This window comes from Bacillus cereus group sp. Sample62, from assembly GCF_036851315.1.
Lineage (GTDB): Bacteria > Bacillota > Bacilli > Bacillales > Bacillaceae_G > Bacillus_A > Bacillus_A wiedmannii.
The window spans coordinates 752501-771597 of record NZ_JAFLPK010000001.1 but is presented as its reverse complement, the minus strand read 5'-3'; the positions used below and the strand labels follow the sequence as shown (position 1 = coordinate 771597).

Genomic DNA, 19097 nt, shown 5'->3' with positions numbered 1-19097 from the left:
TCCATTACTTCAATGTAAGAAATTCTGCAATTGGGCCGAGTACTAACATCGGGAAGAATGTTAATGCACCGACAATTACAATTGTTCCGATGAAAATGCCGCCAAACAAACTATTATCTGTACGGAACGTTCCGACTGTTTCTGGTACTACTGTCTTTTCTTTCAATGAAGCTGCAACAGCTAGCATCGTTATTAAGCTGAAATAGCGTCCTAAAAACATAACCAAACCAGTGGTAATATTCCAAAACGGTGTATTATCCGCTAATCCTTCAAATCCAGATCCGTTATTCGCAGCTGACGATGTATACTCATATACAACTTGCGTTAAACCGTGGAAACCAGAATGCGAAATGGCATCCGTTCCTAAATTTGTTGAAAGAGCTAATGCTGAAAACCCTAAAATAAGTAGTGGATGAAATAGTATCGTTACCGCAATTAATTTCATTTCCTTACCTTCAATTTTCTTACCTAAAAACTCTGGTGTCCGTCCAACCATCAATCCAGATATAAAGACTGCTATAATCGCATACATAATAATGTTCACAAAACCTGCTCCAACGCCGCCATACACTGTATTTAACATCATATTTACGAGTGGTACTAACCCGCCAATTGGTGTTAACGTATCATGCATCGTATTAACGGCTCCTGTTTCAGCAGCTGTCGTCACTGTTGCGTATAGGGAAGAAAATACTGTTCCAAATCGTACTTCTTTTCCTTCTGTACTCCCTTGTACATGTTCGATGCCCATTCCATTTAACGCTGGATTCCCATGTAATTCAGATGTAGTAATCGTTATAAATCCTAGTAAAAACACCATGAATAGTGATACGAAAAGGATACGACCTTGTTTTTTATTTCCTACCATTCGTCCGTACGTAAATGGAAGTGCTGTTGGCAATAACATCATAAGCATCATTTGTAAAATATTACTCATTTGCCCTGGATTTTCGAAAGGATGTGTAGAGTTTGCTCCGAAAAATCCACCGCCGTTATTTCCGAGTTCCTTAATGGACACGAATGATGCAACAGGCCCACGTAATATACTTTGCTTTGCCCCATCGATTGTTTGTGCTGTAACGGCCCCGTCTAACGTTTGTGGTACACCGAGTGCGACAAAGACTAGTGCCGCAATAAATGCGATAGGAAGAAATACTCTCGTTAGTGCTCTCGTAAAATCAACGAAAAAGTTACCAAGTTCCTTCCCAGCAAGCCCTCTTATAAACGCCATTACAAGTGCTAACGTCGTTGCTGGTGCTGCAAACATTAAAAATGTAATTCCGATTAATTGTGATAAATAAGATAAGCCATTTTCACCGCTATAATGCTGTAAGTTTGTATCAGCCATAAAACTAATTGCTGTATTAAAAGCGAGCGTAGGCTCCATCCCTTCAATGTGTGCTGGATTTAATGGCAATACTCCTTGTAGTCTGAAAATGAAATATACGACAACAATCATAAATCCATTTAATAAAACTAATGACAATGCGTACTGTTTCCACGTTTGATTGTATTCTTTTACACCCGTAATTTTAAAAATAAGTTTTTCAAAAGGCCCGAATACTTTATCTAACTTTTTACTACCTTGAAAGGCTTTCTCTAAATAAATCCCCATTGGCTTTGCCACAAGAATAAACAACAGCATTGTAATAACAACTGCGACCCAAATCATAATGAATGATTCCCCCTAATTAAAACTTTTCTGGATTTAATAATGCATACACTAAGTACATCGTAATTGCTGCAACAATAACCGATAAGGCAACCGTCATGATTGCTTCCCTTCTTTCACAACTTTATCTGACCAACTTGCAAGACTTACCATCGATGCGACTAACACAACAAAAATCCCGATCATTACAACATCTAACATAGCTACCCCTCTTTCCTGTAAAAATTTACCATTAAATTATCAAAAAAAGAACACTAAGCTCTACTTAGTGTTCGAAATGAACAACACAAAGTAAACCTCCTCTCTAAACGCTTACGAGGTTAGCTGTCGGATTCGGGCCTAAAGAGTAGCCCTACTTTCAAAACTGAAAGATTCACCCCAAGTGACGATGCACAAAATTGGTTCCCCCGCTCCATTTCTGGAACTCAGCGATTTTAGGTTTTTTGGAAATTTTATGAATGATTTATGAGAGTAAATATACTCCTCTATATTTAACTTGTAAAGAGCTAAATTACTGAAAATAAGAAAATATCCATCTATTTAAACGCTTACATTGAGTGTTATTAATATGATTTCATCTGTTTTCTCGTCTTTTCTTTCTTTTTCACAAAAATAATCTTTTAAATACGAAATAAAAAGAGCGCATGACATGAAGTGCATAGCTTGTTGCACTTAGCATTCGCTCTTTTTTTCACTATTTATTCTCCACGCAAAAACGCGCGCAAATTTCTCCCGCGAATATAAACTTGTGACAATTCTGCATGTAGCTGCTCATATTCGATAACATCTGTTTTTAAATATAAAGCGTCTTTCGATGGCAATATGATATAGGGCATTGGAAAAATAGGGTCAAGCACCACCAATTCTTGAACTCGCTCTACTGATACCGCCCAACGATTCGCTATATCTCCTAGTAACAACACCTTCATCTTTTTTCCCCCGCCCTATTCAAAAAATAAAAAAGAAATATTATCACAATTCGTAAACACGACAAATGTAGCTCCAATTGTTTCATAGAGCCTCGCTGGATATCGTTTATTCCTTGTAACAACAGTAATAGGTGCTTGAAAAGAAAAGCGAATGTGTTCTGTGAAGAAACTAATGATTGGAAGCTCATCCCCTAGTAAAATCACCTTCTTAATACACTCATAAATACTAGTAAAATCTTGCGCCTTACTACAGCTATAAGTCCAATCAAACCCACAATTCCTAACTTCAGCAGCTATCTCTTCATTTGCTGTAAAAATAATTAACTCATGTTGAAATGCTACTAAATCTCTTAAACTATTTACCTTGCTTTCTTCTCCAACACAAATAAGTGTTAATTCCATGTACCTCATCCTCCTTAGCATAAAAGAACTCAAACATAGATTGATATTCCCCTATACTAATCAGATCGATGAAGTGATGTATCCATCATGGCACCGTCCTCTCTCAAGACGCTTACGAAGTTAGCTGTCGGATTCGGACTTTGAGAGTAGCCCTACTTTCAAAATTGAAAGATTCACCCCTAGTGGCACTGCACAAATTGGTTCCTCCGCTCCATACAATTGGACTCAGCGTATTACAAAAATGTATTCTGGCTGATATATTACTCCTGTAATTGGAAAAAGTAAACAGAAAAAAAGCCAGTTACAAAACTGACTTTCCACTTACTTATACACGCGTTTTATTCACTTTATATGCAAAATGATTCGTCGGCCCATGACCACTTCCAATATTCAAAGGCTCTTCAATTGCTATACTAATAAATCGTTTAGCTTCTTGAACTGCCTGTTCAATCGAGTATCCTTTCGCAAGTCCTGCTGTAACCCCTGAAGCAAATGTACACCCACTTCCATGCGTTTGCTTTGAAGGAATTCGTTCACTTCTAAATTCGATAAATTGCTCACCATCAAAGAGTAAATCAATTACTTCATTACCTTGATACTCTGCATGGCCACCCTTCATAAGCACGTATTTCGCACCTAATTCATGCAGTACTTTCGCAGCTTCCTTACTTTCTTCAACATTATGAATCTCCATCCCTGTTAACACTTCTGCCTCAGGAACATTCGGTGTTACAACGGTTGCTACTGGTAATAAATATTCTTTTAATGCTTGTACTGCTTCCTGCTGTAATAATGATGCACCGCCCTTAGCAATCATAACAGGATCTAGTACAATATTATTCCACCCAAACTTATTAATATGTTCTGCTACAATTTGAATAATTTCACTGCTAAATAACATTCCTAGTTTCACAGCATCTGGTGTTAAATCCGTACCAATTGAATTCAGCTGTTCCTTAATACCTTCTAATGGAACTGGATATACCCCTTGCACACCAAGCGTATTTTGAGCAGTAATTGCCGTAATTGCCGTCATCCCATACACACCAAGCTCTTGGAATGTTTTTAAATCTGCTTGAATACCGGCACCGCCGCCGCTATCCGATCCTGCAATTGTTAAAGCTTTATTTACTTTCATCCCACTCATCCTTTTCTATCCAAAATAGCGATGATAAATTGTTTTTGCTTCACTTATATCTTTCGTTCCGTGTACGAGTACACGCCCATCTTTGAAAGCAACTAATCTCTTTTCTTCAACTGAAAATGATAATAAATATGGATTTACATTTAAATCATTTACGCGATCTTTCAGCAGCTCTTTGTATCGTTCAAAATCCATTTCCTCTTTATGAGGTGGTCTAATTTGAACTGTATTTCTCCCGCATAAAACTGCTGTTTTAGATGTGTTTTCTTTATTTAAATACGGGTATATCGCATTCTCTCCGCACGAAGGACAGTTATGCTTACGAAGCTTTTGCACATTCATACATGAATATTCATTCTTCCACACATCAAACGACACAAGTCCATCTCGAAGTAATTCATAATCTTCCACTAACAATTTAAGAGCTTCCGTTACTTGATGAGAAACGACGAGAGATACAGCAGGTGATATAATGCCCGCTGTATCACATGTCGCCCCGCCAAGCGGAATCGATTGTAATAAACAAGATAAACATGGCGTTTTACTAGGAAGAATTGTGTAAGAAAGGCCGTAACTCCCTACACATGCTCCGTAAATCCATGGAATAGAATGTTTTTGCGCTATATCATTCACAATAAAACGTGTTTCGAAATTATCAGTTGCATCAATCATTACATCTACGTTTGTAACGAGTTCTTCTAATTCCTCAGCTGTTACATCTTGAACGAGAGCCTTTACTCTTACTTCACGATTGATCTCTGCTAGACGTTTTTTTGCCGCTACAGCCTTCGGTAGATTATTTTCTACATCACTCTCTGCGTACAATTGTTGCCTTTGTAAATTACTCCAATCGACATAATCTCGATCAACAATCGTTACTGTGCCAACACCTGCTCTTACAAACATCTCTGCATTTGCACTACCTAATGCACCTGCACCGATAATGAGTACATGCTTTTCTCTTATTTTTCGTTGCCCTTCTTCTCCAATTGGAGAAAATAATTCTTGGCGAGAATATCGATTATTCAACTACGCTCATTCCTTCTAAAGGACTACTTGCAGTTGCACAACGTTTACATGCAATACGCCCCGCTTCAAAGCCAATGCGCCCTGCCTCGATACCTAATTTCATTGCGTATGCCATCTTAATAGGATCTTTTGCTCCTGACACAGCTGTATTTAATAACACGCCATCCGCTCCTAATTCCATTGCAAATGCCGCATCAGCTGGACTACCAATACCAGCATCAACGATAACTGGTACTGTCGCTTGTTCAATAATAAAGCTTAAATTTAACGGATTTACAATACCAAGCCCTGAACCGATTGGTGATGCTCCTGGCATAATTGCATGCACACCTAGTTCTTGTAATTTACGTGCTAATACAACATCATCAGATGTATACGGAAGTACGATAAATCCTTCTTCTAGTAACATTTCAGATGCCTTTAACGTTTCTATTGGATCAGGTAATAACGTTCTATCATCACCAATAACTTCTACTTTGATCATATCGCAAAGCCCCGAAGCTTTTGCTAATTTTGCAATACGAACAGCTTCTTCAGCATTTTTTGCTCCAGCTGTATTCGGTAATAACTTATATTTTTTCACATCAAGTTTCTCTAATAAATTAGGCTGCTTTGCATCAAATATATCCATACGACGTACTGCGAACGTTAAAACCTCAGCCTCAGATACATCAATTGCCTTTTGCTGTACATCAAAATCAGGGAATTTCCCTGTTCCTAATAAAAGTCTAGAATGAAATGAAAATGGTCCAATGTTTAACATAATCAACCGCCTCCTACGAAAGTTACAATCTCAATTTGGTCTCCATCAAAAACAGATGTATCTGTATGATCACCTTTTTGTAAAATATCTTTATTACGCTCTACTACTACAATTCTGTTATCTAACTCTAAATGTGTAAGTAGCTCAGCCACTGTTTTTACACTCTCTGGCACTTCAAGTTGGTTACCATTAATTTTTAAATTCAAACTTCCATCCCCTTTCTAAACTGTTTTAGAAAGCAATGAATCTAGCAAATGATTCTCCTGCTTTCCTTCTATTAAATCAGCCATATACTGACCAGAAACAGGACTTAATAAAATACCGTTTCGATAATGCCCAGTACAAGCATATAAACCTTTTATTTCTTCATGCTCTCCCATATAAGGAGCTTCGTGATTCGATTGTGGTCTTAACCCTGCCCATGTGCTTTCCCACTCTGCTTCTTTTAAAGCTGGCAATATCGTATACGCACGCTCTAATATAGAAGTAATACTTTCTGGTTGCACAGTTTTATTAAACGTATGAGGCTTCATCGTTGCTCCAATTACGTAACGCCCGCCGCGCTTTGGTGCAATGTAAAACCTTTCTTGGAAAATAGGCGCCTTTAAAAGTGGGTTTCTACTTCTTACCGCTACTACTTCTCCTTTAACTGGATATGTACCCCATTCGCGGTGAAAATGACCTAGTAACTTCGTGCTCCATGAACCACCCGCAATAACAACTTTCTCGCATGCTATAATACCTTCGCTCGTCACAATCCCAGTCACTTTATTATTTTCAATACGAACATCAAACACTTCTGTCTGTTCATATATATCAGCACCCGAGAATGATGCGGAATGTGCGAATGCTTTCGTAAGCTCCGGTGCAATAACATGACCGTCTTTTGGATAATATACAGCACCTATAATTGACTCCGATAGAAACGGCTCTTTCTCTCGTAAAAGGTCTCCTGTTAGAAAATAAGAATCTTCACCTGTTTTCTGCTGCCAATCCATAATGTGAAGAATTCTTTCCTTCTCATCTTCATTTTGGGCAATGCGATAAATGCCTTTCTCTTCATACCCAATATCGATGCCTGTTTTTTCACGTAAAACTGCTGCAAGTTGTGGAAATATAGCACGGCTTTCTCTCGCAAGTTCAAATAGTGGGTCATATTCATCCCATTCTGCCTGAACCCCAAGTAAACCAGCGGCTGCTTTCGAGGCTTCAGATGCAATTCTTTGCTTCTCTATAATCGCTACTTTATGTCCTCTTTCTGCTAGAAAATGTGCAACTGAACTACCAATTACACCACCGCCAATTATCGCTACATCATACTTCTTACACATGTTTTTCCGCCCACTTTCTTATTGATTCCTTATAAGACTTCGCTTTGCTATACGGGTTACTACTACTTATAATCCCGGACATAACAGCAATACCACTGACACCGTTAGTAAGAACATCCCCGGTATTTTCCGTGGTAATTCCGCCAATTGCTGTAATCGGTATGGATAAACACTTTGCAATGTCTGAAAGCTCTTCAAGCCCTCTCGCTGGTATACCTTTTTTACAATCTGTCGGAAATACATGACCATAGACGAGTGAATCCGCTCCATTCTTAAATGCATCAATCGCCTCTTCTAAAGAATGTACAGAATAGCCGACATGCAAATAAGAAAACTTTTCTTTCACTGACCTTACATTTGCGCTTCGATATCCGAGCTGCACGCGTGGAATGTTTAATAAAATTGCGATATCAATTCGATCATTTATCACTATTTTTGATGCCGGAAAGCCTTTCTTCAAAAGACTTTCCACACCTTTATACAAATCCTTCGTACTTTTCTCATGCTCACGAATATGCAAATAATCAATCTCACTTTCAATTTGCATCGCTACATTCACTAACTCTTCGAATGACATGTGACCATTTGAGATTACATGAAGCTCATTTTTCATATTCATTCGCCTACTTTAAAATATTTTCGAATAACTCATCGGCCGGAACGACTTCTTTCGTCATTCCTTTATCTTTCAGCCATTTATTTTGTTTCTCCCATGATTCTTTTGAATCTGATAAGAATGGCTCATCTTTCGTTTCCATTTTCTCTAATAAAATTTTCATACTTTCTTTTTCAACTTCTGGTACAAGTGGGAAGTTTTCTTTTTCTTGATGATTTAATAAAATATTTAATGCTTCATCTGGATTTTCCTTCATGAAATCATAGCCTTTTTTCGTACCACGTAAGAAGGCTTGTAACGCTTCTTTATCTTTTTTCAACGTTTTATCACCTGTTACAAATACAAGCTCATGATAATTCGGTACACCGTAATCAGCTGGATTAAAGTACGCTGGTTCATGACCTTCATGACGCATAACAGGTACTTCATGGTTAATATATGCCCCTGTTACCGCATCCACTTTTTTCGTAATTAATGCCGGTACTAAATCAAAGCCAACATCGACTACTTTCACTCTATCTGGATTACCACCAGCTTCTTTTACCATCGTTTTTAAATACATCTCACTTAAAGGTGTTCCAGAATAGCCAACTGTTTTCCCCTCTAAATCTTTTGGCGATTGAATGCCTGCTGATTTCAGCGATACAACATGATTTAATGGTGAACGTACGACAGCTCCAATTGATTTCACTGGAATTTGTTCATTTGCTTTTGCCATGACAACATCTGGCTGATAATATAAGCCAACCGTTACTTTTCCTGCAGCTGCTAAAGTTAATGGATCAGTCGGATTAGAAGGGAATTTTATATTCACCTTTACTCCTTCTTCTTTAAAATAGCCTTTTTCAATTGCTGCATAAATAAAGCTATGTACCGCATTTGGGTACCAATCAAGCATGACCGTTATTTCTTTTTCCTTTTTACCCTTATCTGACGCTGAATTACTAGAACATCCAGTAATCATTGCAACTAATAATGTCAACACAAAGATGCGTTTTAAAAATTTCATGAATACTTCCTCCAACTAATAAATTTCTTTTCTAATACTGAGATAAGTATGACGAAGAAAATAGCTAATAATGATAACAATACAATGGGTGCAAATACACCTGCTCCGTCTAACTGCGTCATCATTCTTTTACTGAAATATCCAAGCCCAGCTTGTGCACCGAGCCATTCACCGATTGCTGCCCCAATTACACTAAGCGGAACTGCAATTTTTAAAGCTGAGAAAAAATAAGGAAGAGCAGATGGTAACTTTAATTTAAGAAAAACATCTTTTTTCGTTGCCCCATACGTAACTAAGAGCTCCTCCCATTCTTTTTTCGTACTGCGTAGTCCATCATACGTATTGACCGCAATTGGGAAAAACGTAATTAAAACCGTGACAACGACCTTACTCCAAATCGTATATCCAAACCATAAAACGAAAAGCGGAGCAAGCGCTGTAATAGGAATCGTTTGTGAGGCAACTAATAATGGATAAAATGCTCTCTCCATCCAATTACTCGCATTCATTAACATCGCTAGCCCTATCCCAAGTACGATAGAAATAGCCACCCCTATTAAAACGACCGATAAAGTTGCCGGCAAATGAACCGTAAATAATATATCTTTTAGTTTCCATATCTTCATCACAATTGCAGACGGTGACGGTAAAATGTACATTTCATCTACGATTCTTGCGCCTACTTCCCAAAAGGCAAGTAAAATACTAGAAAGTGTAAGGGCAGGTAACAACTCCTTCAACCGGTTCATCATACAAGTACCTGCCTTTGTAACATACTAAGAAGCTCATCTTTAAGCGCTAACACTTCAGGCTTATATAAATCTTTTCTTGTTCGATTACGATCAAGCGGTACAACCCTCTCGGTTAAAGTAGTTATCGGTTGCTGCTCTACTACTAAAATTCGATTAGAAAGAAACAACGCTTCTTCCACATCATGAGTGATAAATAAAATTGTTTTTTCCCACTCTTTCCATTGTTCAAACATCCATTCTTGCAAAGATGCCTTCGTTAAAGCATCCAGCGCGCTAAACGGTTCATCTAACAGCAATATCTCCCCGCCTGTTAATAAAGTTCGAATGAAAGATACGCGTTGCCTCATACCACCAGATAAATCTTTCGGATATTTTGTCTCATACCCTTGTAAGCCAAATTTATGTAACAGTTCCTTTGCCTTTATTTGCGCTTCTTTCTTCTGTACACCTTGGCACTCTAGCGGCAGGGCAGCATTCTCAATAATTGTTCTCCATGGCAGGAGCATATCTTTTTGGGGCATATACCCTACAGGATGGCTCTTTGTTTCTGTCAGCTCTATCTGTCCAGTACTCGCTTCTTCTAAACCTGTAATAAGGCGAAATAAAGTACTTTTCCCGCATCCACTCGGTCCGATAATACTTACAAACTCTTTATCTTGTATAGAAGCATTTAATTCATTGATGATTAGTTTCTCATCATAATGAAAAGAAACATTATGAAACTGTAGTATGTTCTTGCTCCTCAAATCCCCACATCTCCTTACGATAGGACATATCCCAGAATAAATATTCAAATCGGCTGGAATATAGGAAAATCTCCTCTAATCGATCTAGCTCTTTTTCAGACTTTCCAACTGCCATTTCATTTAATAAATCGATTAACCAAATACAAAGGTTACCGTATTCTTCAGAACTATATCCTTGAATCCACTCACCAAAGAACTCATGATCTCTTGCTCCAGGAATATCATTTAAACGCTTTCCAATTTCCCAGTAGCTCCACATACATGGAAGAAGTGCCGCTATTAATTCCGCAAGTGTGCCATTTTGAGATACAGACATCATGTAATTTGTATACGCTAAATTTTTAGCAGATGGCTTTGCAGACTCTATCTCCTCTATAGAAATTCCAAGTCTTTTTGCATACTGTTTATGGATTGTCATTTCTCCATTTAATATGCCATCAATTTGTTCAGCAAATTTCCCCATTACTTGTGGATTCGTTGCTTTTACAACACCAATCGCATATAGCTTTGCATAATCTAACAAATATAAATAATCTTGAATAATGTAATACTGAAACTTATCTTTTTCTAACGTGCCATCTCCCATACCTACTACAAACGGATGATTATGACTCATCTCCCAAACTGGTTGTACAGTTTCTAATAATCTATCGCAAAATTTCATTTCGCTATCCCCTTTCAATTTATATATCTAAATAAAAAACCACTTCTAAATAAGAAGTGGTTACAGCAAATAAAATTATAATTTATTCGTTGCTCCACTTCCCTTCGCTAGCATTACCTAGATCAGGTGTTATAAGGGTTAAGGATTATTCCTCTCTCAGCACAACAAGCACCCCTAGTGGTTTCAATATGAAATTTTTAACAAAAAAGCCCCGTTTCTATACGCAAAGAAACGGGGACTCATTATTAGTGTCCGAATTGCTTCCCTACGCTAGCATAATCTAGATCAGGTAATGAAAAGGATCAAAGGCTTACGGCCTACTCTCAGCTGGCAACACCAGCTCTCCTAGCAAACTATAAAATTATCACTGTCAGTATAACATCGTAATAAGACATCATCAACTGTTTTAATTTTCTCAATTGTCAACAAAATATCAAAACTATATAATACTTATATTCTATCTTAGAAATTATTATCCTAATTAATTGGATAAAAAGGAATCATTATCCTCAAAAAATTTATTTTTATATTGATTTCATATTACATTTATGTGAATACACCCACTATATTATATCTTTATACTATAATAAAATTACAACTATACAACTAGAGGAGGTCTCTATTATATGAATATGAAAGCTACTGCTTTAACAGCAACTACTGTCGCAATTGCCTCTTTACTTCCTTCTATGGGAGAAACAAATGTACAAACAGCCAACGCTGAACAATTATCTAATGTGAAAACTGGTTATGTCAAAGTCGATCAAGTAGCCTTACATACAAAAGATAACGCAAATAGCTCTTCAATTGATACAATTCGCTTTAATACGAAAGTGAACATACTTGAAACAACTAATGGCTGGTACAAAGTATCTGTTAATAATAAAGTAGGTTACGTACAAAAAGATGCTATTCTACTAAAAAACAAACTTCAATCTAATAATCAATACATCGTTAATGCCAATGCATTAAACGTTCGTGCTGAACCTAATTTAGAATCTTCAATTCTAGATGTATTACCAAATGGGAAATACGTTACCATTCAAGAAGAACAAGGCGAGTGGTATAAAATTTTACATAATGGCAAAACAGGTTACGTACAAAAAGCGTTCGTGTCTAATGGTTCACAGCCTTTAGTAAAAGGTATCACAGTTCAAAATAATACGAAATACACAGTTGCAACACCTAAACTTAATGTACGTGGCAACGCTAGTACAAGTAGTGCGCTACTTGGTTCATTACAAAATGGTACACAAGTACAAGTAGTGGAAACTGTAGGAACTTGGTATAAGATTCGTTTTGGCACAGGATACGGATACGTGGCGAAACATTATGTGGTGCAAAATCAAATGCAATCACAAGCTCAAACAGCTCAAACAGCTCAAACGGCTCAAACTACTTCCATTCCAGCAGTTTTCAAATTCCCTACTCAAGGAAGAATTAGCTCAACCTTTGATATACGTTGGGAACAAATGCATTATGGTATAGATATTGCAGCTCAGGGTAATGTCTCTATCCAGGCGGCAGCGGCAGGTAAGGTTGTGAAATCATATTATTCAGCTAGCTATGGCAATGTTGTGTTCATCGCCCATCAAATAAACGGGAAATTATATACAACAGTCTATGCACACATGAAAGATCGCACTGTACAAGCTGGTGATCAAGTACAAGCTGGACAATTAGTAGGTCATATGGGAAATACAGGTCATTCATACGGGCAACATCTTCATTTTGAATTACACAATGGAGAATGGAATTTTGAAAAAACAAATGCAGTAAACCCACTGCCATATTTAGTTAGGTAAATTGTATGCAACGCAATATCAATATACCTCTCTTAATTGAATACTTAGCCTTTTTAGGTTTAATCTGTTGTTTAATCATTTACAATACAAACACTGTATTTTTATCTATTATCATTGCTTTTGTTGCTTTAGAAATTATGATGGAATCCTTTCAAGTACAACTAAAACAAAAAATTGCTCATATATATAATGCCATCTTTCTATTAAGTGCCCTAATAACAAATATTATTAGTAATGGTTTTTATTTATCTACCGTATTTCCTGTATTCTTTATGGCTGTTTTATTATTCATAGCTAGATACATTCATGTCCCTACTAACAAAAAACACGAACAAAAAGCTTAGAAAGAGGAGACACTGTGTACCGATCTTTCAAAGATAATCCGATAAAATATATATTGAATTTATACACAAAAATAAATACTTTTTTTGGTATACAAGGAAGCAATACGGCACAATTTCTCCTTTATGGAATGTTAGTTCTCGTCTTAATTGCGTTCTCCTTGCTTTACTAATAAAAAAAGGATCTCACATAAACTTGAGATCCTTTTTAATTTATATAAATTTTTTATATAGAAAATGCTCTTTATCCACAAGCATATTTTTCATAAATAAAGCTAAGATTATATTTTTTCTCTAAGCTCATTCTTTGTTCATCATCACACCAATAGAACAGAATGTCATGAATTGTTGCATAACGCTTATTTTTAAGAAATAATTTAAAGAATGATGGTAAACAATCATGTAATTGTATAAATATATAATTGCGTAATATTTCTTCTTTATATTCAATGCCCTTACAAATATACAGCAATTCTTCACAATAATATGCATGTTGCGGAACTTGAATCATTTCGAAAAATGGCACATATGATAATAACTTTCCGATAAAATGATCATATCGATCCATTATTCCTATCGTCATATGCTCCATCATTTCTTTCATTACATATAAATAATCATCTACATGAGTAGTTTTCAATGGGTCTAATCGATCTGAAATTTGAGAAAGTACAGCTCTTTGACAAGCTAACACCGCTTGACTAGGTCCATAATATGATAGGAAGTCTGTACACTTACGATATTTTCGTAATAAGTCATGTGTGTATAAGTCATACACAAACGTATTACAATACATCGCTAGACTCATCATATCACTATTTAATTGCTCTTTTGATAGTAATTTAGCTCTCTTACACATATAAAAGAATGTAAATTCCAATACTTCTTTATGAGATAATAGATGTTTACAATCCGTTATACATTTCTCATTAAATTTAACCCTGTCCCAAATTTCTACATCCCCATCAGTCAATTCACCAATACGATATTTAATAATTAAATAGTTTAAAGCAACCGCTTGCGTCAAAAGATCCCACGTTTCATATTCCAATGAAGTGTGAACAAACTCAGCTAGTCCTTGAGTTATCATAAATGTATTTGCTTCTTCATACCAACCAATCTCTTGGCATAAGCGAAGAATACGTACTAGAGTTGGAATTTCATCTTTATGAAACTGCGGTAAATTCTTTACTTTATCCATTCCATATACGATAAATGCCGCTAAATTTTCTTCTTTATAAAATTCTTTTTCTTTCCACACTAATATAGTTCGTTCTTTCCCTTCACCTTTTGGATGACAAGGTACAAGTAAAGAAAATAATTCAGCGAAATTATTTGGTTCTATATATGTATCTGTAACCAAATTCCAATTTGGATCGCGCTGTACAGCCCTCATATAATTCCCCTTCCCTTTTGTCTACATAGGAAATATTAATCCATTATTACATCATTAACGATGAATATTGTTATATTCGAAATCTTTCATAATACTTATATCTATCAGTATATCATTTTTTCTCTTATTTAAAATTAGGAATGACAAATTTAAATAAACTGTCGAAATTACTAACTGTATACTTATATTATATAATGTCTCAGATACATCATGCTAACATATTAGTTTAATCCATATATACTAGAATAATGCATCTGATTTTTATACGTAACTTATTCCACTAATGAACGACTCTCTTCATTCCGTATGCTCCGAAATTTCACTTAAAGCAAATCCAGCTTGATCATCTGCCGATTCTCTTATAGCTAAATCACCTAGTGCTAGCATCCCCACGAGTTGACCACCCTCAACTACTGGTAATCGTCTAATTTGATACTGTGCCATTAACTCTGTAGCTTTTTCAATAGAATCATCTGGAGAAACTGAAACAATGTTTGTTGTCATTACATTTGTAATTTTATTAGATCCAGGATGTTTCTCAGCAATCCCACGAACAACTAAATCTCGGTCCGTAACAAGCCCAACAACTTGCTCATTTTCAACAACTGGAATCAATCCAATCGATTCTTCTTTCATCTTTACAGCAGCCTCATATACATTGTCTAGCGGTGTACAATGTACAACATGAGTACTCATAAAGTCTCTCACTCGTGTCATTTTTATCTCCTCCTTTTTATACATACCATAGCTTTTCCTAAATCCCTTTATTTATTTCAGGAAAATCAGTTGATAAAGGAGGATTCCACAAAATAAAAAAGAGTCAGCATATTGCTGACTCTTTTTTTTATGACCCGTACGGGATTCGAACCCGTGTTACCGCCGTGAAAGGGCGGTGTCTTAACCACTTGACCAACGGGCCATGGCTCCGCAGGTAGGACTCGAACCTACGACCGATCGGTTAACAGCCGATAGCTCTACCACTGAGCTACTGCGGAATAATATATGGTGGGCCTAAATGGACTCGAACCATCGACCTCACGCTTATCAGGCGTGCGCTCTAACCAGCTGAGCTATAGGCCCATACACTTTTACAGGGGCAGTAGGAATCGAACCCACACTGGAGGTTTTGGAGACCTCAGTTCTACCTTTAAACTATGCCCCTAAAGGATGCCGACTAGAGGACTTGAACCCCCAACCTACTGATTACAAGTCAGTTGCTCTACCAATTGAGCTAAGTCGGCATAAAAAAATGGTGGCTCGGGACGGAATCGAACCGCCGACACGAGGATTTTCAGTCCTCTGCTCTACCGACTGAGCTACCGAGCCAACATAAATGGCGGTCCCGACCGGGGTCGAACCGGCGATCTCCTGCGTGACAGGCAGGCATGTTAACCACTACACCACGGGACCATTTGGTTGCGGGGACAGGATTTGAACCTGCGACCTTCGGGTTATGAGCCCGACGAGCTACCGTGCTGCTCCACCCCGCGACAATATAATGTTTTTCAAAAAATGGAGGAGGTAGAGGGATTCGAACCCCCGCGCGACTCTCGCCGCCTGTCGGTTTTCAAGACCGATCCCTTCAGCCGAACTTGGGTATACCTCCATGAAGGAAAAAATAAAAATTTTATTATTATACGTATCTAAACCATTTAAAAAGAAAATGGAGGAGGTAGAGGGATTCGAACCCCCGCGCGATTCTCACCGCCTGTCGGTTTTCAAGACCGATCCCTTCAGCCGAACTTGGGTATACCTCCGAGACATATAATAAATAAAGTGGAGCCTAGCGGGATCGAACCGCTGACCTCCTGCGTGCAAGGCAGGCGCTCTCCCAGCTGAGCTAAGGCCCCATGTTTTTGGGAATATCGGGAAGACAGGATTTGAACCTGCGACCCCCTGGTCCCAAACCAGGTGCTCTACCAAGCTGAGCCACTTCCCGTTAATAAAAGCGCGCCCGAGAGGAGTCGAACCCCTAACCTCTTGATCCGTAGTCAAACGCTCTATCCAATTGAGCTACGGGCGCATATGGTGCCGAGGGCGGGGGTCGAACCCGCACGGTGGTCACCCACCGCAGGATTTTAAGTCCTGTGCGTCTGCCTGTTCCGCCACCCCGGCATGTCATATTGAAAATTGGAGCGGAAGACGGGATTCGAACCCGCGACCCCAACCTTGGCAAGGTTGTATTCTACCACTGAACTACTTCCGCAAGACATGTTTGAGTTATTTTATTAAAAGTGCGGGTGAAGGGAGTCGAACCCCCACGCCAAAGGCGCTAGATCCTAAGTCTAGTGCGTCTGCCAATTCCGCCACACCCGCATATTTATTTAAAATGGTGAGCCATGAAGGATTCGAACCTTCGACCCTCTGATTAAAAGTCAGATGCTCTACCAACTGAGCTAATGGCTCTTAATGGCTGGGCTAGCTGGATTCGAACCAGCGCATGACGGAGTCAAAGTCCGTTGCCTTACCGCTTGGCTATAGCCCATTAATTAAGAATGGTGGAGGGGGGCAGATTCGAACTGCCGAACCCGAAGGAGCGGATTTACAGTCCGCCGCGTTTAGCCACTTCGCTACCCCTCCGACATATATGGTGGAGGATGACGGGATCGAACCGCCGACCCCCTGCTTGTAAGGCAGGTGCTCTCCCAGCTGAGCTAATCCTCCATTTTGCCTGGCAACGTCCTACTCTCACAGGGACAAGGTCCCAACTACCATCGGCGCTAGAGAGCTTAACTTCCGTGTTCGGTATGGGAACGGGTGTGACCTCTCTGCCATCATTACCAGACTATATTCATTTAAGACAAGAATCATTTTAACTTATTTAACTTTTAAAGTCAACAAGTTTTTATATTCTTTCAAAACTAGATAACATTGCTTCATATTATATGGTTAAGTCCTCGATCTATTAGTATTCGTCAGCTCCACATGTCACCATGCTTCCACCTCGAACCTATCAACCTGATCATCTTTCAGGGATCTTACTAGCTTACGCTATGGGAAATCTCATCTTGAGGGGGGCTTCATGCTTAGATGCTTTCAGCACTTATCCCTTCCGCACATAGCTACCCAGCTATGCCCTTGGCAGAACAACTGGTACACCAGCGGTGCGTCCATCCCGGTCCTCTCGTACTAAGGACAGCTCCTCTCAAATTTCCTACGCCCACGACGGATAGGGACCGAACTGTCTCACGACGTTCTGAACCCAGCTCGCGTACCGCTTTAATGGGCGAACAGCCCAACCCTTGGGACCGACTACAGCCCCAGGATGCGATGAGCCGACATCGAGGTGCCAAACCTCCCCGTCGATGTGGACTCTTGGGGGAGATAAGCCTGTTATCCCCGGGGTAGCTTTTATCCGTTGAGCGATGGCCCTTCCATGCGGAACCACCGGATCACTAAGCCCGACTTTCGTCCCTGCTCGACTTGTAGGTCTCGCAGTCAAGCTCCCTTATGCCTTTGCACTCTACGAATGATTTCCAACCATTCTGAGGGAACCTTTGGGCGCCTCCGTTACACTTTAGGAGGCGACCGCCCCAGTCAAACTGCCCACCTGACACTGTCTCCCGGGTCGATAAGACCCGTAGGTTAGAATTTCAATACATTCAGGGCGGTATCCCACCAGCGCCTCCACCGAAGCTAGCGCTCCGGTTTCAATGGCTCCCGCCTATCCTGTACAAAATGTACCAAAATTCAATATCAGGCTACAGTAAAGCTCCACGGGGTCTTTCCGTCCTGTCGCGGGTAACCTGCATCTTCACAGGTACTATAATTTCACCGAGTCTCTGGTTGAGACAGTGCCCAAATCGTTACACCTTTCGTGCGGGTCGGAACTTACCCGACAAGGAATTTCGCTACCTTAGGACCGTTATAGTTACGGCCGCCGTTTACTGGGGCTTCAGTTCAGAGCTTCGCTTACGCTAACCCCTCTCCTTAACCTTCCAGCACCGGGCAGGTGTCAGCCCCTATACTTCGCCTTACGGCTTCGCAGAGACCTGTGTTTTTGCTAAACAGTCGCTTGGGCCTATTCACTGCGGCTTTCCGTTAAGAAAGCACCCCTTCTCCCGAAGTTACGGGGTCATTTTGCCGAGTTCCTTAACCAGAGTTCTCTCGCACACCTTAGGATTCTCTCCTCGCCTACCTGTGTCGGTTTGCGGTACAGGCACCTTTTATCTCGCTAGAAGCTTTTCTTGGCAGCGGGGAATCAAAGACTTCGCTCCATAAGGAGCTTCCCCATCACAGCTCAGCCTTCACGATAAGCGGATTTGCCTACTTATCAGCCTAACTGCTTGGACGTGCACAACCAATCGCACGCTTCTTCTATCCTTCTGCGTCCCTCCATTGCTCAAACGATAAAGAGGTGGTACAGGAATATCAACCTGTTGTCCATCGCCTACGCCTGTCGGCCTCGGCTTAGGTCCTGACTAACCCTGAGCGGACGAGCCTTCCTCAGGAAACCTTAGGCATTCGGTGGACGGGATTCTCACCCGTCTTTCGCTAC

The 19097-nt window shown here is 39.3% G+C and carries 19 protein-coding genes, 20 tRNA genes, 2 rRNA genes and 4 riboswitches (1 of these 45 cut by a window edge); of the genes, 2 read left to right on the top strand and 39 right to left on the bottom strand.

What is annotated here, in order from left to right; translation table 11 throughout:
* Window positions 1-4 precede the first annotated feature (4 nt).
* The 15 genes from kdpA to tenA all read right to left on the bottom strand — a co-directional run bounded on the left by kdpA (window position 5) and on the right by tenA (window position 11057).
* The gene (gene kdpA / locus J0835_RS03920) at window positions 5-1672 is read right to left on the bottom strand and encodes a potassium-transporting ATPase subunit KdpA (RefSeq protein ID WP_087979500.1); all 1668 of its coding nucleotides are present in this window, start codon (window positions 1670-1672) and stop codon (window positions 5-7) included.
* A 19-nt stretch (window positions 1673-1691) separates the two neighbouring features.
* Window positions 1692-1772 carry a K(+)-transporting ATPase subunit F gene (gene kdpF / locus J0835_RS03915; protein ID WP_087979499.1) on the bottom strand — a complete coding sequence of 27 codons (81 nt, stop codon included), beginning with the start codon at window positions 1770-1772 and terminating at the stop codon, window positions 1692-1694.
* On the bottom strand, window positions 1769-1873 hold the full coding sequence (locus J0835_RS03910) for a SipW-dependent-type signal peptide-containing protein (RefSeq protein ID WP_000887892.1): 105 nt from the start codon (window positions 1871-1873) through the stop codon (window positions 1769-1771). Before J0835_RS03910 ends, kdpF begins: the two co-directional genes overlap by 4 nt.
* A 94-nt stretch (window positions 1874-1967) precedes the next feature.
* A riboswitch (cyclic di-AMP (ydaO/yuaA leader) is annotated at window positions 1968-2113 on the bottom strand.
* 257 nt (window positions 2114-2370) lie between these two features.
* The gene (locus tag J0835_RS03905) at window positions 2371-2601 is read right to left on the bottom strand and encodes a hypothetical protein (RefSeq protein WP_087979498.1); all 231 of its coding nucleotides are present in this window, start codon (window positions 2599-2601) and stop codon (window positions 2371-2373) included.
* Window positions 2602-2616: 15 nt separating this feature from the next.
* A complete protein-coding gene (locus tag J0835_RS03900) occupies window positions 2617-3003 on the bottom strand; it encodes a hypothetical protein (protein WP_140386672.1) in 387 nt (128 codons plus the stop codon).
* Between the two features lie 93 nt (window positions 3004-3096).
* Window positions 3097-3244: riboswitch (cyclic di-AMP (ydaO/yuaA leader) on the bottom strand.
* Window positions 3245-3328: 84 nt separating this feature from the next.
* The gene (thiD, locus tag J0835_RS03895) at window positions 3329-4150 is read right to left on the bottom strand and encodes a bifunctional hydroxymethylpyrimidine kinase/phosphomethylpyrimidine kinase (RefSeq protein WP_140386671.1); all 822 of its coding nucleotides are present in this window, start codon (window positions 4148-4150) and stop codon (window positions 3329-3331) included.
* Window positions 4151-4156: 6 nt separating this feature from the next.
* Window positions 4157-5176, bottom strand: a complete 1020-nt coding sequence (gene thiF, locus J0835_RS03890) for a thiazole biosynthesis adenylyltransferase ThiF (RefSeq protein WP_087979495.1) — start codon at window positions 5174-5176, stop codon at window positions 4157-4159.
* Window positions 5169-5939, bottom strand: a complete 771-nt coding sequence (gene thiG / locus J0835_RS03885; protein ID WP_333728058.1) for a thiazole synthase — start codon at window positions 5937-5939, stop codon at window positions 5169-5171. The genes thiF and thiG overlap by 8 nt, the downstream gene beginning before the upstream one ends.
* A 2-nt stretch (window positions 5940-5941) precedes the next feature.
* The gene (thiS, locus tag J0835_RS03880; RefSeq protein ID WP_087979493.1) at window positions 5942-6145 is read right to left on the bottom strand and encodes a sulfur carrier protein ThiS; all 204 of its coding nucleotides are present in this window, start codon (window positions 6143-6145) and stop codon (window positions 5942-5944) included.
* A 15-nt stretch (window positions 6146-6160) separates the two neighbouring features.
* Window positions 6161-7270, bottom strand: a complete 1110-nt coding sequence (gene thiO / locus J0835_RS03875; protein WP_087979492.1) for a glycine oxidase ThiO — start codon at window positions 7268-7270, stop codon at window positions 6161-6163.
* Window positions 7263-7883 carry a thiazole tautomerase TenI gene (tenI, locus tag J0835_RS03870; RefSeq protein ID WP_087979491.1) on the bottom strand — a complete coding sequence of 207 codons (621 nt, stop codon included), beginning with the start codon at window positions 7881-7883 and terminating at the stop codon, window positions 7263-7265. The genes thiO and tenI overlap by 8 nt, the downstream gene beginning before the upstream one ends.
* Before the next feature lie 10 nt (window positions 7884-7893).
* Window positions 7894-8895 (bottom strand): ABC transporter substrate-binding protein, encoded by a 1002-nt coding sequence (locus J0835_RS03865; RefSeq protein WP_087979490.1) that lies wholly within the window; start codon window positions 8893-8895, stop codon window positions 7894-7896.
* The gene (locus J0835_RS03860; protein WP_087979583.1) at window positions 8892-9644 is read right to left on the bottom strand and encodes an ABC transporter permease; all 753 of its coding nucleotides are present in this window, start codon (window positions 9642-9644) and stop codon (window positions 8892-8894) included. Before J0835_RS03860 ends, J0835_RS03865 begins: the two co-directional genes overlap by 4 nt.
* Window positions 9644-10393 carry an ABC transporter ATP-binding protein gene (locus J0835_RS03855; protein WP_087979489.1) on the bottom strand — a complete coding sequence of 250 codons (750 nt, stop codon included), beginning with the start codon at window positions 10391-10393 and terminating at the stop codon, window positions 9644-9646. The genes J0835_RS03860 and J0835_RS03855 overlap by 1 nt, the downstream gene beginning before the upstream one ends.
* Window positions 10362-11057 (bottom strand): thiaminase II, encoded by a 696-nt coding sequence (gene tenA, locus J0835_RS03850; protein WP_000666826.1) that lies wholly within the window; start codon window positions 11055-11057, stop codon window positions 10362-10364. The genes J0835_RS03855 and tenA overlap by 32 nt, the downstream gene beginning before the upstream one ends.
* A gap of 82 nt (window positions 11058-11139) precedes the next feature.
* Window positions 11140-11243, bottom strand: a riboswitch (TPP riboswitch).
* Window positions 11244-11302: 59 nt separating this feature from the next.
* Window positions 11303-11414, bottom strand: a riboswitch (TPP riboswitch).
* A gap of 269 nt (window positions 11415-11683) precedes the next feature.
* Between tenA and J0835_RS03845 the strand changes: the two genes are divergently transcribed.
* Window positions 11684-12862, top strand: a complete 1179-nt coding sequence (locus J0835_RS03845) for an SH3 domain-containing protein (protein ID WP_087979488.1) — start codon at window positions 11684-11686, stop codon at window positions 12860-12862.
* Between the two features lie 5 nt (window positions 12863-12867).
* The gene (locus J0835_RS03840; protein ID WP_087979487.1) at window positions 12868-13206 is read left to right on the top strand and encodes a hypothetical protein; all 339 of its coding nucleotides are present in this window, start codon (window positions 12868-12870) and stop codon (window positions 13204-13206) included.
* 241 nt (window positions 13207-13447) lie between these two features.
* Here the strand turns inward: J0835_RS03840 and J0835_RS03835 are convergent, their stop codons facing one another.
* The 24 genes from J0835_RS03835 to J0835_RS03720 form a co-directional block, all read right to left on the bottom strand.
* On the bottom strand, window positions 13448-14599 hold the full coding sequence (locus J0835_RS03835) for a DUF3965 domain-containing protein (protein ID WP_046956752.1): 1152 nt from the start codon (window positions 14597-14599) through the stop codon (window positions 13448-13450).
* 297 nt (window positions 14600-14896) lie between these two features.
* Entirely contained in the window at window positions 14897-15316 is a 420-nt protein-coding gene (locus J0835_RS03830) for a CBS domain-containing protein (RefSeq protein WP_048562522.1), read from the bottom strand.
* Between the two features lie 130 nt (window positions 15317-15446).
* Window positions 15447-15518, bottom strand: a tRNA-Glu gene (locus J0835_RS03825).
* A gap of 1 nt (window position 15519) precedes the next feature.
* Window positions 15520-15594, bottom strand: a tRNA-Asn gene (locus tag J0835_RS03820).
* Window positions 15595-15602: 8 nt separating this feature from the next.
* Window positions 15603-15679 (bottom strand) — tRNA-Ile (locus tag J0835_RS03815).
* A gap of 11 nt (window positions 15680-15690) precedes the next feature.
* Window positions 15691-15761, bottom strand: a tRNA-Trp gene (locus J0835_RS03810).
* Window positions 15762-15767: 6 nt separating this feature from the next.
* A tRNA-Thr gene (locus J0835_RS03805) sits at window positions 15768-15840 on the bottom strand.
* Window positions 15841-15849: 9 nt separating this feature from the next.
* Window positions 15850-15925: transfer RNA gene (locus tag J0835_RS03800), tRNA-Phe, on the bottom strand.
* Between the two features lie 8 nt (window positions 15926-15933).
* A tRNA-Asp gene (locus J0835_RS03795) sits at window positions 15934-16009 on the bottom strand.
* A gap of 3 nt (window positions 16010-16012) precedes the next feature.
* Window positions 16013-16089, bottom strand: a tRNA-Met gene (locus tag J0835_RS03790).
* A gap of 23 nt (window positions 16090-16112) precedes the next feature.
* Window positions 16113-16205 (bottom strand) — tRNA-Ser (locus tag J0835_RS03785).
* Window positions 16206-16263: 58 nt separating this feature from the next.
* Window positions 16264-16356: transfer RNA gene (locus J0835_RS03780), tRNA-Ser, on the bottom strand.
* A gap of 20 nt (window positions 16357-16376) precedes the next feature.
* Window positions 16377-16449, bottom strand: a tRNA-Ala gene (locus J0835_RS03775).
* A 15-nt stretch (window positions 16450-16464) separates the two neighbouring features.
* Window positions 16465-16538 (bottom strand) — tRNA-Pro (locus tag J0835_RS03770).
* Window positions 16539-16548: 10 nt separating this feature from the next.
* Window positions 16549-16622: transfer RNA gene (locus J0835_RS03765), tRNA-Arg, on the bottom strand.
* Window positions 16623-16625: 3 nt separating this feature from the next.
* A tRNA-Leu gene (locus J0835_RS03760) sits at window positions 16626-16714 on the bottom strand.
* 16 nt (window positions 16715-16730) lie between these two features.
* Window positions 16731-16805, bottom strand: a tRNA-Gly gene (locus J0835_RS03755).
* 29 nt (window positions 16806-16834) lie between these two features.
* Window positions 16835-16915, bottom strand: a tRNA-Leu gene (locus J0835_RS03750).
* A gap of 14 nt (window positions 16916-16929) precedes the next feature.
* Window positions 16930-17005: transfer RNA gene (locus J0835_RS03745), tRNA-Lys, on the bottom strand.
* Window positions 17006-17009: 4 nt separating this feature from the next.
* Window positions 17010-17084 (bottom strand) — tRNA-Gln (locus J0835_RS03740).
* Window positions 17085-17095: 11 nt separating this feature from the next.
* A tRNA-Tyr gene (locus J0835_RS03735) sits at window positions 17096-17179 on the bottom strand.
* A gap of 8 nt (window positions 17180-17187) precedes the next feature.
* Window positions 17188-17263 (bottom strand) — tRNA-Val (locus J0835_RS03730).
* 5 nt (window positions 17264-17268) lie between these two features.
* A 5S ribosomal RNA gene (gene rrf / locus J0835_RS03725) occupies window positions 17269-17384 on the bottom strand.
* A gap of 100 nt (window positions 17385-17484) precedes the next feature.
* Window positions 17485-19097: ribosomal RNA gene (locus J0835_RS03720) — 23S ribosomal RNA — on the bottom strand; it runs 1309 nt beyond the window's last position.